This is a genomic window from Rhodococcus sp. PML026 (assembly GCF_000963615.1).
Lineage (GTDB): Bacteria > Actinomycetota > Actinomycetes > Mycobacteriales > Mycobacteriaceae > Rhodococcoides > Rhodococcoides fascians.
The window spans coordinates 24774-41904 of record NZ_KQ031371.1 but is presented as its reverse complement, the minus strand read 5'-3'; the positions used below and the strand labels follow the sequence as shown (position 1 = coordinate 41904).

Below are 17131 nucleotides of genomic sequence, written 5' to 3'. Positions count from 1 at the left end.
TCGAGTGTCAGACTGGACGCATGCTGAGACTGGGACTGACCGGCGGAATTGGTGCCGGCAAATCGACCGTGGCGAAAGTGCTGACCGAACTCGGGGGAGTGCTCGTCGACTCGGACGTACTTGCCCGCGAAGTGGTGGAGCCGGGAACGCCTGGGCTGCAACAACTGACGGACGCCTTCGGTACCGAGATACTGGCGCCCGACGGGTCACTCGATCGGCCGGCCTTGGCCGCCAAGGCTTTCGGCGACGAGGAGTCGCGAAAGAAGCTCAATGCCATCGTGCATCCATTGGTCGGACAGCGCACTACCGAGATCATCGAGGGTGCGGCTGCGGATGCCGTGGTGGTGCAAGATATTCCACTTCTCGTCGAAGGCTCGATGGCTCCGTTCTTCCATCTGGTCGTCGTCGTCTGGGTCGACGCCGAGGAACGAGTACGTCGGCTGACCGGCCAACGAAACATGCCCGAGGCCGATGCCCGCGCGCGCATCGCCGCGCAGGCGACCGACGATGCGCGCCGAGCTGCGGCAGATGTGTGGATAGACAACACGGGTGCGCCCGGCAGCGTCGACGATCAGGTACGAAACTTGTGGAACGAGCGCGTGATTCCCTTCGAGCGCAACCTCAGAGAGGGCATTGTCGCCCGGACGCATCCGGAACTCGTGACTGCAGACCCGGCCTGGGAATCCCAGGCGCGGCGAATGATCGCGCGCCTCGCTCTCGCGTGTGGGGACAAGGCTGTTCGGATCGACCACGTCGGATCGACGGCGGTACCCGGACTCGATGCCAAGGACGTGCTCGACATCCAGATCACGGTCCGCTCGCTGGCCGACGCAGATTCGGTCGGCGAACAGTTGCGCGTCGCCGGGTTCCCCGGCGTCGAGTCCAGTGACTTCGACGATCCGAAGCCCGCGTACGGAGTGGGTGGTGAGGCCGATCCGGCCGTGTGGGGCAAGCGTTTTCACGGCAACGCAGACCCCGGGCGACCGGCCAACGTCCATGTTCGAGTCGACGGTTGGCCGAACCAGACGTTCGCGTTGTTGTTCCGCGACTGGCTCCGGGCGGACGCGGCTGTCGCGACGGAATACGCCGCTATCAAGCGGCGTGCGTCAGAAGCCGCCGCCGGAATCGCCGAATATCAACCGGCGATCGATGCCTACGTAAACGCGAAGGCACCGTGGTTCGACGTGGCGTATCGGCGGGCGTGGCAGTGGGCGGAGGAGACGAACTGGACTGCCTGAGGCAGAGCTGCGCGGTTCAGGCCGGTTTGCCGTTCCATTCCGTCGGCATGCCGACGGACGCGAGCCAGGCGTTCAGGTCGTAATCGTGCCGCGTCAGTCCTTCGATGGCCGCGATCGATCGGGACAGCGCCCGCTCGGCCGTCGGGGTGTCCAGATGCTGCGCCACGCGCGCGTCGAACAGCTCGTCGACGTCCAGCAGGTCGTAGTCGCGGCCGGTGCGAACACTGAGGTCGAGATAGTGATCGACCGAGGTCCATCGGCTGGCCCCGGCCGTGTACTCGCCGATGTCGACGTAGTAGTCCTGGTCTCTGGCGTGCGCGGGCAGATAATGGAACACCGAGGCCCGGAGCCCGAGAGCAGGCAGTAGCCAGGACTCCAGGTAGTCGAAGTGGGCATGGTCGGATGGCCGGGCCATGTACAGCCCCCACGGCTCGACGCGGTATTCGTCGACCACGCGAACGAACCCTTTGGGGTCGACGTTGGTCTTCGCGACCAGGTCGAACGTTTCGTGTTTCGGGGCATGAACGACGGTGTGCGCACCGGCTGACGTGTGAGCGACCATGCCTGTAGAAGCTACCGGGAACAGACCTCCGAGGTCTCTCCGACGGAACTTGTCGGTGGTCGCGTCTACGCTTGTGTAATGGCGTTTGCATCCGAACATCCCGTTGTCGCGCACTCCGAACACCGTCCGGTGGGAGCGATCGAGCGCACCGGACCGGCGTTCGAGGTCGTCAGCGAACACGTTCCGGCCGGTGATCAGCCAACCGCCATCGCCGAACTCGAACGTCGAATCAAGGCGGACGAGAAGGACGTCGTGCTTCTCGGTGCCACCGGTACCGGTAAATCGGCCACCACCGCCTGGCTGATCGAGAAACTGCAGCGCCCCACCCTGGTGATGGCACCGAACAAGACTCTCGCAGCGCAGTTGGCGAACGAGCTACGAGACATGTTGCCCAACAACGCAGTCGAGTACTTCGTGTCGTACTACGACTACTACCAGCCCGAGGCGTACATCGCGCAGACCGATACGTACATCGAAAAGGACTCGTCCATCAACGACGACGTCGAGCGTCTGCGGCACTCCGCGACGGCATCCCTGCTCTCTCGTCGAGACGTGGTCGTGGTGGCGTCGGTGTCGTGCATCTACGGTCTCGGTACCCCGCAGTCGTACGTCGATCGGTCGATCGAGCTCGAGGTCAACGTCGAGGTCCAGCGTGATGCGCTGCTCCGGCTTCTGGTCGACGTGCAGTACACCCGCAACGACATGGCGTTCACCCGCGGATCGTTCCGAGTCCGCGGCGATACCGTGGAGATCATTCCGTCGTACGAGGAGCTCGCTATTCGCATCGAGTTCTTCGGTGACGAGATCGAGGCGCTGTACTACCTGCATCCGCTGACGGGCGACATCGTTCGCCAAGTCGATTCGGTACGCATCTTCCCGGCCACCCATTACGTCGCCGGACCGGAGCGCATGGAACGGGCGGTCAAGGACATCGAGGCCGAGCTCGAGGCGCGCCTGGCGGAGCTCGAAGGCAAGGGAAAGCTGCTCGAGGCGCAGCGGCTTCGGATGCGCACGCAATACGACCTGGAAATGATCAAGCAGGTCGGCTTCTGCTCCGGCATCGAGAACTACTCGCGGCACATAGACGGTCGCGGGGCCGGCACCGCACCCGCGACCCTGATCGACTACTTCCCCGAGGACTTCCTACTCGTCATCGACGAATCCCACGTCACCGTCCCGCAGATCGGCGCGATGTACGAAGGCGACATGTCGCGCAAGCGGAACCTGGTCGATTTCGGGTTCCGGTTGCCGTCTGCGACGGACAACCGGCCGCTGACGTGGGAAGAGTTCACACAGAGGATCGGCCAGACCGTCTACCTGTCCGCTACTCCCGGCAAGTACGAACTGGGGCAGACCGGCGGCGAATTCGTCGAGCAGGTCATCCGTCCTACCGGCCTCGTCGATCCGAAGGTCGTCATCAAACCGACCAAGGGACAGATCGACGACCTCGTGCACCAAATTCGCGAGCGTGCCGAGAAAGACGAACGAGTTCTTGTCACCACATTGACCAAGAAGATGTCGGAGGACCTGACCGACTATCTGCTCGAGCTGGGCATCCGCGTCCGGTACCTGCACTCCGACATCGATACGTTGCGCCGAGTCGAGCTGCTGCGGCAGCTTCGGCTGGGTGAGTACGACGTCCTGGTTGGCATCAACCTCCTCCGGGAGGGCCTCGACCTTCCCGAGGTGTCATTGGTCGCCATTCTCGACGCGGACAAGGAGGGATTCCTTCGCAGCGGCACCAGCCTCATTCAGACGATCGGCCGCGCCGCTCGAAACGTGTCCGGTGAAGTGCACATGTACGCCGACAAGATGACCGACTCCATGACGTACGCGATCGAGGAGACCGAACGTCGGCGCGAGAAGCAGATCGCCTACAACAAGGAGCGGGGAGTCGATCCGCAACCGCTGCGCAAGAAGATCGCCGACATTCTCGATCAGGTGTATCAGGAAGCAGAGGACACCGACACGGCCGTCGAAGTGGGTGGCTCGGGTCGGAACGCCAGCCGTGGTCGGCGAGCGCAGGGCGAAGCAGGCAGGTCGGTCAGCTCCGGCGTGTACGAGGGGCAGGATGTCTCGTCGATGCCGCGCGCCGAGTTGGCGGACCTGATCAAGAACATGACCGATCAGATGATGAACGCTGCCCGCGAGTTGAAGTTCGAGCTGGCCGGTCGACTGCGCGACGAGATCCAGGACCTGAAGAAGGAGCTCCGGGGCATGGACGCGGCCGGCCTCAAGTAGGTCGCGCGGGTGGTGCGAGTCGAGCCTGCGGAACGATCCGAAATGGTTCGGTTACGGTTCAGTGATGGACGCAACCACCGCCGGCCGCACCTCTCGTGCACTCGAACTGATCCACTCGATGACCTACTTCCTGCCGGAAACGCAGGACGCTCTCGTTGCTGCTGGGTTACCGCCACGGGCCTGCTATTTCGCCGGTCGTGCAGCACCTCTCGGGCCGGTCGGTGCAGGTGTCGTGACAGCCACGTTCTACAACTTCAACCGCGATCTGATCAGCCCGCTGATTCCGGCAGCCTGGGCCATCGCCTCTCCCGACGAGATCATGGCAATCCGTTACGCCACGCTCGACACCGCATTCGAGCGTCTGTTGGGCTCCGAGACGTTGGCGTCCCCGGATATGGCCGAAGCTGCCGACCTCGCATCGATCGCTGCGCGTGGAATCCCAGGAGACGACGGTCGGCCGCTGTACGCCGCCTACGCCGAACTCGACTGGCCGCAAGCGCCGCACCTCGTGTTGTGGCACGCTCTCACCCTGATCCGCGAATACCGCGGCGACGGCCACATTGCCGCGCTGCAGACGGCGGGGTTGAACGGCCTGGACGCGCTGATCACCCACACCGCCACCGGGTACGGCTTCGAGAAGGAATTCGCGCGCAAGCGTCGTGGATGGTCGACCGAGCAGTGGAACGGAGCCGTGGCGTCCTTGGCCGATCGTGAATTGTTGACGGCCGACGGCGCTTTGACTCAGGACGGGAAAGATCTCCGCACGTTGGTCGAGGACATCACCAACGACCTCGCCGTCGCGCCGTGGGCCGCCCTCGGCGAGGACGGTGCAGCTCGGCTGGTTTCGCTCGCGACGCCGTGGCGTGAGTCGATCGTCGGCCAGGGCACCATTCCCGAGGGCGTCTTCGGGCCAGCGATCAAAAAGAAGTAGGCCGCCTCAGCTGGTGATGTCCTTGGTGGCGAATCGTCTCCACGCGATCAGCCCGAAGACCGCCGCGTAGGTGATGGCCGAGAACGATCCGACCACCATGTCGTTCCAGTCGATGTTCGTGCCGAAGGCGTCGATCCACGAGTTCGCGTAGTGCCCGGGCAGATAGTTGCGCAGCGACCCCAATGCCGTGATCTGATCGAGGATCTGCATCAGAATCGACGTCATCACCGCGCCGCCGACGGCCCCGAGAGGGGCGTCGGTGAGCACCGACAGCAACATCGCCAGACCTGCCACCCACAGCAGATTGACGCCGATGTAGGCGACCGCAATCAGTAGTCGCACCAGGGAAGTGCCGTACGACAGTCCCTCACCCAGCGGCGTGACCAATGATTCGGCACCGTACATCACCGTCCCGATCAGTAGGGACACTCCGACCAGCACCAGAATGGCGGCGCTGGACAGCGTGGCCGAGACGAGTGCCTTCTGGGTCAACAGTCGGCTTCGAGGAACTGGGATGGCGAGCAGGTAGCGCAGGCTCGACCACGAGGCCTCGCTCGCAACGGAGTCGCCGAAGAACAGCGCCACCACGACGATGAGCAGAAATCCGACGGACATGAACAGTGCGAAGACGGTGAAGTTCATGCCGCCTCGCGTGCCGAGCTCGATGAGCCCGCCGGCGTCGGAGTCGGCGCTGGAGCTGCCCACGGTGAAGGCGACGACAAGGATCACCGGTAGCAGGGCAAGGAAACCGATGGCGAGCTGAGTGCGTCGCCGGCCCAACTGTCGACGCAGTTCGGTACGAAACGGCAGGGTGCGGCCGCCGCTGTAGCCCGCTGCGCGGCCGTCTGCGTGCGTTGTACTCATGAGCGATCCTCGCTGGAGTCGGTCTCGTGAACGACTGTGCCTGGGGTATCTCGATGAACGAGGTCGAGGAACACGTCCTCGAGTCGGGTGGACTGGGAAAAGCCGCGGACCGACACCCCCGCCGTAACGAGTTCTCTGATGACGACGGCGGAATCGGCGTCGGTCAGGTCGACGGTCACCGTGCCGTCGTCGACGATCACCGCGCCGTCATGGCCGGCGGCGTCGAGTACCGACTGGGCGCGGCCGGCGTCGTCGACCCTGATCTCGGTCTGCCCACCGGCCGCTGTCAGCTCGCGGACGGTGCCCGAGCTGATCACGGAGCCACGGTTCATGACCACGACGTGCGTGCACGTCTGTTCCACTTCGGCGAGGAGGTGGCTCGAGACCAACACGGTGCGCCCCGTCTTCGCGTAGTTGATCAGCACGTCACGCATGGTTCGGATCTGTGGCGGGTCGAGGCCGTTGGTCGGTTCGTCCAACACCATGAGATCGGGTAGACCCAGCATGGCCTGTGCAATGGCGAGGCGCTGACGCATGCCTTGGCTGTAGGACTTGACCTTGCGTTCGATCGCTGCGCCGAGGTCTGCGATCTCGAGTGCCTCGTCGAGGTGAGCGTCTTCGATCGGTCGCCCAGTCGCCTCCCAGTACAGCCGCAGGTTCTGGGTGCCGGTCAGATGCGGAAGGAAGCCGGAACCCTCGACGAAGGAGCCGAGCCGCGACAACACCGGGGCACCGGGTGTGACCTTGTGACCGAAGACTCGGATGTCGCCGCCGGTGGGGGTGATCAGGCCCATCAGCATGCGCAACGTGGTGGTCTTTCCGGCACCGTTCGGTCCTAGCAGTCCGAGTACCTGACCCTGTTTCACCTCGAAGCTGACGCCGTCCACGGCGCGGAACCCGTTCGAGTACGTCTTGGCCAGATCGGTGATCACCAGGGGAGTGTCGACCAGAGCCTCGTCGACCTCGGCCACCGTGCGGCGTCTGGTTCGCACGATCGTCGCCACGACGATGCATCCGACCACCAGGACGACCACGCCGATTCCGATCAGTGGAGCGACGGGTACCGTGCTGTTCGCGCTCGCCACCGCGGGAACCGTCGGCAACGCGACGGACGTGTTCGCCATGGTCACGCTGAACTGTGCGGGCTCCAGCGGGACGGCGTAGGCCTGATCGGTGGTGGAGACGCTCAGTTCGAGACGATGACCTTGCTGGACGGTATAGCTGATTCCAGGGAGGGCGACGGTGACGTCGACGGGATCGATGCTCCCGGTGTCGGGCAGTCGGATGGCCGACACTGCGCCGCCGGGAAGGGTCCGTGTGCCGTTCGGGGCGACGTCGTACAGTTTCGCGAACAGCACAGCCTGGCCGGGCCCGGCGAGGGACGCCACCCGGAGATCGACTCTCGGCGCGCCGGTGATGGTCAGTGACGAGTCGACGGGCTCGCTGGTGAAAATCGCGGACTGGCCCGGAAGGTCCGCAGTCAGCGCTGCACCGGCTCCGGTCGATCCGAGTGTCGACAACACCGAACCCAGACCGGGGACCGTCGAGATGGCGGACGGTGACGCGCCGGGCGGACGAATGATCGTCCCGTCGTCCGAGGCGGGGGTGAAGGTCACCGTATTCGTCTGTGTGGGTTCGGAGTTCGGGGTCAGGCCTGGGTAGTCGGGAGCCGTCATCCGACGATTGCGTTCTCCTCCTCGCTCATCGGCTGCGCGCTGCGTCGAATACACGAACGGCGCGCTCTCGGAGGTCGCGGGATCGGGGGTGCCGCGCAGAGTCCGGTCGAAGAAGTCCGCGACGGCTCGATCCGACGCACCGTTCGTTCCACCGGCATCGTGCCCACCGTCGAACCACCGAACGGTCACGTCACCGCCTGCGGCTGCGATCTGCCGAGCCGTCGCGTCGGCCTGGTCGAGACCGAACAGAGTGTCTTGGGTGCCCTGTAGGAGAAGCGTCGGAGCCGTGATGTTCGACGCGACCGCGACGGGCGAGTGGGCAGTCAGCAGATCGAGCAGCGGCTGGCTGGGGATGCCGGTCACTGCGGATTGTGCGTAGGCGTCGCAGAATTCCTGGGCGAATCTGCCGCATGCGGATGCGCCACCGCCATCGTTACCACCACCGTTACCGTCCGTGGAACTGCCGGGCGCAGCGCTGGAGGCCCCCGCTCCGAAGAAGACCCCGGCCCATCCACGTTTGAGGACGCCGGGTCCGCCGTATTCGGCACCGGCCGGGGAATCGATGTTTCCGAGCGCTTCTCGACCTGCGGACGAGGTGACGCCGAAGTTGGGGAACAGGGCCTGGCCCAGGTCGTTCCAGGTGATGGCAGCGGCCACCGAGTCCACACGCGGGTCTGTTCCGCCTGCGCTGAGGGCCAGTGCCCCGCCGTACGACCCGCCTGCCACGCCGACGTGGGGATCACCAGGAGCGTCGAGCTGTACTTCGGGCTGTTCGGCCAGCCAGTCGATCAGGCCGCGGGCATCGGCGACCTCGCGATCGGGGTCGTTGATGGAGATGGAACCCGTGCTGTCACCGAAGCCGCGCGCGGTGTAGGCGAGAACCACGTATCCGCGCGCGGCGAGATCACGAGCTTCGCCGTCGACCGAGTCCTTGCTGCCGCCGAAGCCGTGCGCGAGCAACACAGCCGGAGCGGGGGTGGACTCGGGAATGTAGAGCCGGGTGTCGAGGTCGACGGTCTCCGTCGAACCGGGGCTGTCCGGTAGCGTGATGCGCGCGTCACGCGTAGCAGTGTCGGCTTCGCGTCCCTGGGGGAGGAATGCGAATGCGAGGGCGGCCACGATCACGATCGAGATCGCGACGGCACCGAGAGCGAGGGCCCGTCTCGACAACGGCGGGCGGGGGATCGGCATGCAAACCAATGTATGTGAGTGGCGCGGATCGTGTTGTTCCCCAAGTTCACGTGCCGATCGTCGACTTCCGGCTACTGTCAGCGCATCAGTCCCCGGACCACGTCTTTCGGTCCTGTGACTTGCACCAATCCAGTTCGACCAGAAGTGTCACATCTGTGTGTGACCGACAAATGGAGGAATGAATGAGCGCCTACCGCACCGTCGTCGTCGGAACCGATGGCTCCGAATCGTCACTGCGGGCAGTGGAGAAGGCCGCGGCTCTGGCGGGAGATGCCGATGCCACCCTGGTGATCGCGTGTGCTTACTACCCGGCCGATCCGAAAGACACCTCTGCCGCCGCCGACGCACTCCGCGAGGACGCCTACCAGATCACCGGTTCGGCACCGACGCGCGAAATCCTGCGCACCGCCCGAGAGCACGCCACCAAGGCCGGCGCGAAGAACATCGAGGAGAAGCCGATCGTCGGAGCGCCCGTCGAGTCCCTCCTGGCACTCGTGGACGAGGTCAAGGGCGATCTACTCGTCGTCGGCAACCGTGGGCTGAACTCGCTGACCGGGCGGTTGCTCGGTTCGGTTCCGTCCGACGCGGCCCGCAAGTCGACCTGTGACGTCCTGATCGTCCATACCGTCCGCTGATTTTCTCGTAGTACGACAATCGGCCCGCCCCGTCGACGATGACGGGGCGGGCCGATTGTTCTCGTCGGACTGTTCTCGTCAGACCTCGGCGTCGAAGGGCTGCAGGGCCCCGAGCTCCTGGGGCAGAGGATCCACATGGACGACTCCGAGTCGCTGGGTTGCTCGGGTCAGGGCCACGTAGAGGTCGTTCATACCCTTGACGGACTCCGCAACGATCGCGCTCGGCTCGACGATGATCACCGAGTCGAACTCGAGCCCTTTCGCGTCCTTGACCGTCGACACGGTCACCACATCCGACGCCAGGTGCTGCAGTTGGGAGACGAGTTCGGAGGGAACGAGCACTGCGCTCAGGCCGGGACGAGGGTGGTCGGCCACTCGCTTCTCGACCGTCGTCACCAGATCTGCTGCGGCTACGCGTTGAGCCCACGGCTCGACGCCGGTGCTGCGAATGGATCGCGGTTCGGACTGCTCCGGATCGATCGCCGCGAGCACGTCGTGCGCCACGGTCATGATCTCCGACGGCGTTCGGTAGTTGACCGTCAGTTCGGTGAGCTTCCAGCGTTGAGCCACATACGGTTCGAGCACCGATCCCCAGGACGAGGTTCCGGCCGGATCACCGGTCTGCGCGGTGTCACCCACCAGTGTCATCCACCGATTGGGGATGCGCCGCATCACCATTCGCCACGCCATCGCCGACAGCTCTTGTGCCTCGTCCACGATCACGTGCCCGTAGGTCCAGGTACGGTCGCCGGCTGCGCGTTCCGCGGTGGTGAGTCGCTGACCCGAATTCTGGCGTCGCGCAAGCTGATCGGCGTCGATCAGGTCGTACGCCATCAGAATCTCCGGGTCCAGTTCGTCCTCGAGGTCCTGTGGTGCAGACCCGGTCAGGATGTCCAGCGCGCCCTGGGCATCGGCGATCTGGCCACGCCATTGACGCTGGGCCTGCTCACGTTCGGCAGCATCGTCGACGCCGAGCAGCTCGGCGAGCTCGTCGAGCAGCGGGGCATCCGCGGACGAGAAGCCGTGGCCGCGGCGCAGCAGCGACTCGCGCTCCGACTCGCCGAGCGCAGGTGCGGCCGATGCGATCTTCTCCGGCGATGCGAACAGGTCTCGAAGAACCTGCTGGGGTGACAGATCCGGCCACAACTCGTCTATCGCAGCCATCACGTCGTGGTCCTCGCGCATCTCGTCCCGCATGTCCGCAATGTCGTCGGCGCTGAGCAAGCTCGATCCGTCCACCACGTTCTGGCCGAGTTTCGCGGCCAGCTGATTGGCCAACTGGTCGATGACCGAGGACACGAACAGTGGCCGAGCCAAGTTGTGTGGTCGCCGGGAGGATCGGGCGCGGCCGCGGGCACGCGTGACCATCTTTCGATCGAGGGTGATGTCGTAGGTGTCGAACTTCAGCCGGCGCGGCTGTGCGGGCACCTCCTGGCGATCACGCACTGCCTGCGTCAGTACGTCGACCATCGACAGTTTGCCCTTGACCTCGGCGGCCAGAGCCGAATCCTCGCGCTGCGCACGGACTCCGGGGTACAGATCGCCGATCGTCGACAGCAATACCCCGGTTTCGCCCAGCGACGGCAGCACCTGGCCGATGTAGTCGAGGAACGTGGCGTTGGGCCCGATGATGAGGACACCGCTCTTGCCGAGCTGTTGACGGTACGTGTACAGCAGATACGCTGCTCGGTGCAGTGCCACGGCCGTCTTGCCGGTGCCCGGTCCGCCCTGCACCACCAGCACACTGCGATGCTGTGAGCGGATGATCGCGTCCTGCTCGCTCTGGATCGTTTCGACGATGTCGTTCATCTGACCGGTTCGCGCCGCATCGAGCGCGGACAGCAGCGCACCCTCACTGGCGACGCCACCCGCGACAGCCGCATCGTTCGACGACTGCGCGGACTCGAGGTCCAGGAATTCGTCGGCGATGGCGGTCACCTTGCGTCCGCGGGTACGAATATGCCTGCGGCGCAACACGTTTTCGGGGGCTGCCGGTGTCGCCAGATAGAACGGACGGGCCATGGGGGCTCGCCAGTCCAGCAGTAGTGTCTCGTAATCGTTCTTGTCGTCGAGGATGCCGACACGGCCGATGTAACGCTCGGGGCGGTCGTCGACTTTCGGATCGAGGGTGTCCGGGTCGAGGTCGATGCGTCCGAAGCAGAGCCCGTTCTCGGCTGCGTCGTACTTGGCGATGTCCTCGGTGTACATCTGGTTGAAGGATTCGCGCTCGCTTCGGGCCTGCGGTGTTCCGCCGGTCTCGAGCAGCACGGCGCGAAGTCGGTTTGCTGCATACTCGCGCAGCGAATCGAGCTGCGTGTACAACCGCGTCAGGTGCGCTTGTTCGAGGTCTTCCTCGATGGGTGCACCGGGATCGTACGATGTGTGGCCGTCGTCCGGCAAAGGTTCTCCTCGGGAGTTCGGCCGAGGCGACGATATCGCCTCGAAATCAGCCAGAGCAGTCTACGCCGCAGAACGGCCCTGCCGCAGAACCGCGAGTTCTGGGACAGGGCCGTGCGCGCGAACGACGCCGAGCGTCGTGGGTAGACCTACTTCGCGTACTGCTGGAGCTTCTTGTCCAAGTTCTTCTGCGCCTTGGCAACTCGCTTTTCGAGCTTGGCCCGAGCCTGCTCGGTTGCCTTCTCGAGTTCCTTGTTCTGCTTCTCGGCCCGCTTACGAGCGCGCTTGCCGAGCGTGTCTACCCGATCCGACGCGATGTCGGCCCACGTGGCACCGCGCTTCTGAGCCTCTTCGGCCAGAACGGATCCCTTCTCGGCAGCGAGATCGGCGAGCTTCGCTCCGCGCTTCTGTGCCACCTCGGCCAGTTCACTGCGACGGTCGGCAGCGACGTCGACCAACTTCGAGCCCCGCTTCTGAGCGAGCTCGGCCCAATCCGAGCTGCGGTGCGCGGCCTTGTCGGCGAGCTTCGAGCCACGCTTCTGCGCTTCTTCGGCCAGATCGCTTCCGCGGTCGGCAGCAAGCTCGGCCAGCTTCGAGCCACGCTTCTGGGCTTCTTCGGCCAGCTCCGAACCCTTGTCGGCGGCGATGTGAGCCCACCGGTTCAGAGCGGGCTGCGCGACCTCTGCCAGCTCCGAGCCCTTCTCGCCGGCGATGTCGGCGAACTTGGCCAGCTTCGGCTGTGCGGCGTCGGCGAGCTTGGCCAGCTTCGGCTGTGCGGCGTCGGCCAGATCGGCACCGCGGCTCGCTGCGATCGAGGCAATTTCCTTGACGCGTTCCCCGGTGTCGTGAGTGGTGTGACCGGGCAGCGCAGAGACCACAGATTCCTGTGCGCGGCGTGCCGCCCGCTTGCTGCGCCACGCGACGGAGGGCTTGCCCTCGGTGTCGACGGCCGCGATCAGCAGTCCGCCGAGGAGGCTGAGGTTCTTGAAGAAGTGGATGCGTTGCGCAGCCTTGGTCTCCGGGTCGGTTTCGTTCCAGAACGCGTGTCCGGCCAGCGTCGTCGGAACGAGGCTTCCAGCCAGAGCGAGCGATGCGATACGCGGTGCCTTGCCGGTGGCCAACAGAATGCCGCCGGCGACCTGGATTCCGCCGTTGATCCGAACCAACGTCTCGGGATCGGTCGGCACGTTCGCGGTGACCTCGTTGGGCAGAGCATCCTTGCTCTGCTCGATCAACGGAGCGGCTGCCTTCGCCCTGCCGGCGGGATTACGAAGTGCATCGACGCCCCCGGAGATGAAAATCGTAGACATCAGCGGACGGGCGATACGGCGGACCAGCATTGACAGCCTCCTGCGTAGTTTCTCGTGTCATGGCGGTTGTACGTGCGGACTCGCACCGAAAGTAGATCGAAATCACCGGTGCGTGCACTTTTGTCACACTCTTCATACCCCGTGTTTCACGGTCTCAAGCACGTGCGGCGTCACCAGCCGCGTTCGCGCCATTCCGCCAGGTGCGGCCGCTCGTCACCGAGAGTGGTGTCCTTGCCGTGCCCGGGGTAGACGACGGTGTCGTCGGCGAAACGGTCGAACAATTTGGCGCTCACGTCGTCGAGCAGGTGGGTGAAGTCCTCGGGGCCGTTGGTTTTGCCGACGCCGCCGGGGAACAGGGAATCACCGGTGAAGAGGTGCGTCGTCTTGCCCTCGGCGTCGGTCAGCGCGAGCGCTATCGAGCCCGGAGTGTGACCGGTCAGATGCACCACATCGAACGTGAGCTCTCCCACCGACACCGTGTCGTGGTCGGCAAGAAAACGGTCCGGAGCTACCGGCAGCGGTTCTGCGTCCAGCTCGTGGGCCGCGGTGGGGGAGTCGGTGCCACCGGCGATATCGGCCAGCGCCTGCCAGTGGTCGGCATGCTGATGTGTGGTGACGATCAGAGACAGCGTCGGTGCGTTCTCGTCGAGAAGCAGTGAGATGCGGTCGGCCTCGTTGGCGGCGTCTATCAGCAGGGAATGGCCCGTTGCGGAACAGACGACCAGGTAGGTGTTGTTGTCCATGGGGCCGACCGACATCTTGGTGATCGTGGCTCCGGGGATCGTCCGCCGCTGCGGGGGTGAACCCTGTGCAACGACGCCGGTGTAATTGTCGTCGATGACCATGAGGTGCTCGTCCATTTCGAGGACGCTACCGTCGGCAGCAACGACGGGAGCGCCGGGGTCACGCTCGTGGAAAAGTGTGTCGGTACCTGGACCTACCATTGCTACGAGGTGAGGTTCGTCCCTCACCTCGACAGGTTTTCGACGTGGAGTCCTCGGCTACACGGCGTGTGATCGGTGCATCGGCACCACGCGTCATCATCGACTCGACGTCGGACAATGCTGCGCCGAGCAGCAACACGGCTCGACGTGCTCGTGAGAAAAGAAGGGAACACAGTGGCGGATCGCCTGATAGTGCGAGGTGCACGGGAGCACAACTTGAGGGGGGTCGATATCGACCTGCCCCGGGACGCGCTGATCGTGTTCACCGGTTTGTCCGGTTCGGGCAAGTCGTCTCTCGCCTTCGACACGATCTTCGCCGAAGGCCAGCGTCGCTACGTGGAGTCGCTGTCCGCATACGCACGGCAGTTCCTCGGGCAGATGGACAAGCCCGACGTCGACTTCATCGAAGGCCTGTCGCCCGCGGTCTCGATCGACCAGAAGTCGACCAACCGCAACCCACGCTCCACCGTGGGCACCATCACCGAGGTCTACGACTACCTACGGTTGCTCTACGCCAGGGCGGGCACTGCGCACTGCCCGGTGTGCGGCGAGCAGATCGCCAAGCAGACCCCACAGCAGATCGTCGATCAGGTTCTCGACATGGAGGAGGGCCTCAAATTCCAGGTCCTCGCGCCGGTGGTCCGAACCCGTAAGGGCGAGTTCGTCGACCTGTTCGACTCGCTCAACACCCAGGGCTACTCACGTGTGCGCGTCGACGGTGTCGTCCACCAGCTCAGCAGCCCGCCGGTCTTGAAGAAGCAGGAAAAACACGACATCGAGGTCGTTGTCGACCGACTCACCGTCAAGTCCAGCTCGAAGCAGCGGCTCACCGACTCGGTGGAGACCGCACTGCGGCTCGCGGACGGCATCGTGGTTCTCGACTTCGTCGACCGTGAGGAGAACGCCCCCGATCGGGAGCGTCGTTTCTCGGAGAAGCTCGCGTGCCCCAACGGCCACCCGCTGTCCATCGACGACCTCGAACCGCGATCGTTCTCGTTCAACTCGCCTTACGGCGCCTGCCCCGACTGTGTCGGGCTCGGCGTGCGCAAGGAGGTCGATCCCGAGCTGGTGGTGCCCGACGGTGATCTGAGTCTGGCCGACGGTGCCATCGCGCCCTGGTCGATGGGCCAGACGTCGGAGTACTTCGGTCGCTTGCTGTCCGGACTCGCCGACGCCATGGGCTTCGATCTGCACGCTCCGTGGAACAAGCTGCCGGCGAAGGTCAAGCGAGCTGTCCTGGAGGGCAGCGACCACCAGGTGCACGTGAAGTACAAGAACCGGTACGGCCGCACCCGGTCGTACTACGCCGAGTTCGAGGGCGTCATGCCCTTCCTGCACCGCCGCCTCGAGCAGACCGAATCCGAACAGATGAAGGAACGCTACGACGGCTACATGCGCGACGTTCCGTGTCCTACCTGCAACGGAGCCAGGCTGCGTCCGGAAATTCTGTCGGTCACCATCGCGGCAGGTGATTTCGGGCCGAAGTCGATCGCCGAGGTGTGTGAACTCTCCATCGCCGATACGGCCGACTTCCTCAACAGTCTCACTCTGGGGCGACGCGAGGAAGCGATTGCGGGCCAGGTCCTCAAGGAGGTTCAGGCTCGACTCGGCTTCCTGCTGGACGTGGGTCTCGAATACCTGTCGTTGGCGCGCACCGCGGGCTCGCTGTCCGGCGGCGAGGCCCAACGTATCCGGCTCGCCACGCAGATCGGCTCCGGCCTCGTCGGCGTGCTCTACGTACTGGACGAGCCGTCCATCGGACTGCACCAACGGGACAACCGCCGGCTCATCGACACGCTGACGCGACTGCGCGATCTCGGCAACACATTGATCGTCGTCGAGCACGACGAGGACACCATCCGTACCTCCGACTGGGTCGTCGATATCGGACCGTTGGCCGGTGAGCACGGCGGACGCGTCGTGCACAGCGGTTCCTACGCGGACCTCCTCACCAACGACGAATCGCTCACGGGTGCGTATTTGTCGGGTCGCATGGAGATCCCGCTGCCGGACACCCGTCGGGTGGTCGACAAGAAGCGACAGGTCACCGTCGTGGGTGCCCGTGAACACAACCTCCAGGGAATCGACGTCAGCTTCCCTCTCGGTGTTCTGACGTCGGTCACCGGTGTCTCGGGCTCGGGTAAGTCGACGCTGGTCAACGACATCCTCGCGACCGTGATGGCCAACAAGCTCAACGGTGCCCGGCAGGTTCCCGGTCGGCACACCCGGATCAACGGTCTGGACCAACTGGACAAGCTGGTTCGCGTCGACCAGTCGCCGATCGGCCGCACGCCCCGGTCCAACGCCGCGACGTACACCGGGGTGTTCGACAAGATCCGTACGTTGTTCGCGGCCACCACCGAGGCCAAGGTTCGTGGGTATCAGCCCGGGCGATTCTCGTTCAACGTCAAGGGCGGTCGGTGCGAGGCATGCTCGGGAGACGGCACGTTGAAGATCGAGATGAACTTCCTGCCCGACGTCTACGTTCCCTGCGAGGTGTGCGAAGGCGCTCGCTACAACCGCGAGACGCTCGAAGTGCACTACAAGGGCAAGACCATCGCCGAGGTCCTGGACATGCCGATCGAGGAGGCTGCCGACTTCTTCGAGGCCATCACGTCCATTCACCGGTACCTCAAGACACTCGTCGAGGTCGGCCTCGGTTACGTCCGCCTGGGTCAACCGGCGACGACACTGTCCGGCGGCGAAGCTCAGCGTGTGAAACTCGCAGCCGAGTTGCAGAAGCGATCGACCGGCCGCACCGTCTATATTCTCGACGAGCCGACCACGGGCCTGCATTTCGAGGACATCCGGAAGTTGCTCGGCGTGGTGAACGGACTCGTCGACAAGGGGAACACCGTGATTGTCATCGAGCACAATCTCGATGTCATCAAGGTCTCCGACTGGGTCATCGACATGGGGCCCGAAGGCGGTTCGGGCGGCGGAACGGTTGTGGCGCAGGGTAATCCGGAAGCCGTAGCAGCGGTGCCCGAAAGCTACACCGGAAAATTCCTGCAGGAGGCGCTCTCCCGCGAGGTAGTGGCGTCCACGCCGAAGGCGGCCCCGAAGAAGCGTCGGGCTCGTAAGGTCGCTGCGGTCTGACGCGAACACGTCGACGACGAAGCCGCATCCGGATTGCCGGATG

General features: G+C 64.7%; 11 protein-coding genes. 5 read left to right on the top strand and 6 right to left on the bottom strand.

Features of this window, described 5'->3' with window-relative positions; genetic code table 11:
* The first annotated feature begins 20 nt into the window (after window positions 1-20).
* Complete coding sequence (coaE, locus tag VF34_RS07750) at window positions 21-1238, top strand: dephospho-CoA kinase (RefSeq protein WP_032370432.1); 1218 nt, start codon at window positions 21-23, stop codon at window positions 1236-1238.
* A 16-nt stretch (window positions 1239-1254) separates the two neighbouring features.
* Here the strand turns inward: coaE and VF34_RS07745 are convergent, their stop codons facing one another.
* Window positions 1255-1800 (bottom strand): ribonuclease FAU-1 family protein, encoded by a 546-nt coding sequence (locus VF34_RS07745; protein ID WP_032365527.1) that lies wholly within the window; start codon window positions 1798-1800, stop codon window positions 1255-1257.
* A 78-nt stretch (window positions 1801-1878) separates the two neighbouring features.
* Between VF34_RS07745 and uvrB the strand changes: the two genes are divergently transcribed.
* Both uvrB and VF34_RS07735 read left to right on the top strand, forming a co-directional pair.
* A complete protein-coding gene (gene uvrB / locus VF34_RS07740) occupies window positions 1879-4041 on the top strand; it encodes an excinuclease ABC subunit UvrB (protein ID WP_027497251.1) in 2163 nt (720 codons plus the stop codon).
* 64 nt (window positions 4042-4105) lie between these two features.
* Window positions 4106-4972, top strand: a complete 867-nt coding sequence (locus VF34_RS07735; RefSeq protein ID WP_032365526.1) for an SCO6745 family protein — start codon at window positions 4106-4108, stop codon at window positions 4970-4972.
* Window positions 4973-4978: 6 nt separating this feature from the next.
* Here the strand turns inward: VF34_RS07735 and VF34_RS07730 are convergent, their stop codons facing one another.
* Window positions 4979-5836: an ABC transporter permease gene (locus VF34_RS07730; protein ID WP_032365525.1), complete on the bottom strand. Its 858-nt coding sequence runs from the start codon at window positions 5834-5836 to the stop codon at window positions 4979-4981.
* Entirely contained in the window at window positions 5833-8703 is a 2871-nt protein-coding gene (locus VF34_RS07725; protein WP_032370339.1) for an alpha/beta fold hydrolase, read from the bottom strand. The genes VF34_RS07730 and VF34_RS07725 overlap by 4 nt, the downstream gene beginning before the upstream one ends.
* Before the next feature lie 182 nt (window positions 8704-8885).
* Between VF34_RS07725 and VF34_RS07720 the strand changes: the two genes are divergently transcribed.
* Complete coding sequence (locus VF34_RS07720) at window positions 8886-9338, top strand: universal stress protein (RefSeq protein WP_008715916.1); 453 nt, start codon at window positions 8886-8888, stop codon at window positions 9336-9338.
* 78 nt (window positions 9339-9416) lie between these two features.
* On the opposite strand, the gene VF34_RS07715 is transcribed toward VF34_RS07720, so the two are convergent.
* From VF34_RS07715 to VF34_RS07705, 3 genes are all read right to left on the bottom strand, one after another.
* Window positions 9417-11738, bottom strand: a complete 2322-nt coding sequence (locus VF34_RS07715; RefSeq protein ID WP_045841243.1) for a HelD family protein — start codon at window positions 11736-11738, stop codon at window positions 9417-9419.
* A 146-nt stretch (window positions 11739-11884) separates the two neighbouring features.
* A complete protein-coding gene (locus tag VF34_RS07710; protein WP_027497246.1) occupies window positions 11885-13075 on the bottom strand; it encodes a DoxX family protein in 1191 nt (396 codons plus the stop codon).
* Window positions 13076-13215: 140 nt separating this feature from the next.
* Window positions 13216-13905 (bottom strand): MBL fold metallo-hydrolase, encoded by a 690-nt coding sequence (locus VF34_RS07705; RefSeq protein WP_032374317.1) that lies wholly within the window; start codon window positions 13903-13905, stop codon window positions 13216-13218.
* A gap of 258 nt (window positions 13906-14163) precedes the next feature.
* Here VF34_RS07705 and uvrA point away from each other — a divergent pair, with 258 nt between their 5' ends.
* Complete coding sequence (gene uvrA / locus VF34_RS07700) at window positions 14164-17088, top strand: excinuclease ABC subunit UvrA (RefSeq protein ID WP_032374518.1); 2925 nt, start codon at window positions 14164-14166, stop codon at window positions 17086-17088.
* Window positions 17089-17131: the final 43 nt, after the last annotated feature.

Excerpts from the sequence above, each read along its gene's own strand:
- coaE (WP_032370432.1), top strand. The coding sequence starts at position 21 with ATGCTGAGACTGGGACTGACCGGCGGAATTGGTGCCGGCAAATCGACC.
- VF34_RS07745 (WP_032365527.1), bottom strand. The coding sequence starts at position 1,800 with ATGGTCGCTCACACGTCAGCCGGTGCGCACACCGTCGTTCATGCCCCG.
- uvrB (WP_027497251.1), top strand. The coding sequence starts at position 1,879 with ATGGCGTTTGCATCCGAACATCCCGTTGTCGCGCACTCCGAACACCGT.
- VF34_RS07735 (WP_032365526.1), top strand. The coding sequence starts at position 4,106 with ATGGACGCAACCACCGCCGGCCGCACCTCTCGTGCACTCGAACTGATC.
- VF34_RS07730 (WP_032365525.1), bottom strand. The coding sequence starts at position 5,836 with ATGAGTACAACGCACGCAGACGGCCGCGCAGCGGGCTACAGCGGCGGC.
- VF34_RS07725 (WP_032370339.1), bottom strand. The coding sequence starts at position 8,703 with ATGCCGATCCCCCGCCCGCCGTTGTCGAGACGGGCCCTCGCTCTCGGT.
- VF34_RS07720 (WP_008715916.1), top strand. The coding sequence starts at position 8,886 with ATGAGCGCCTACCGCACCGTCGTCGTCGGAACCGATGGCTCCGAATCG.
- VF34_RS07710 (WP_027497246.1), bottom strand. The coding sequence starts at position 13,075 with ATGCTGGTCCGCCGTATCGCCCGTCCGCTGATGTCTACGATTTTCATC.
- VF34_RS07705 (WP_032374317.1), bottom strand. The coding sequence starts at position 13,905 with ATGGACGAGCACCTCATGGTCATCGACGACAATTACACCGGCGTCGTT.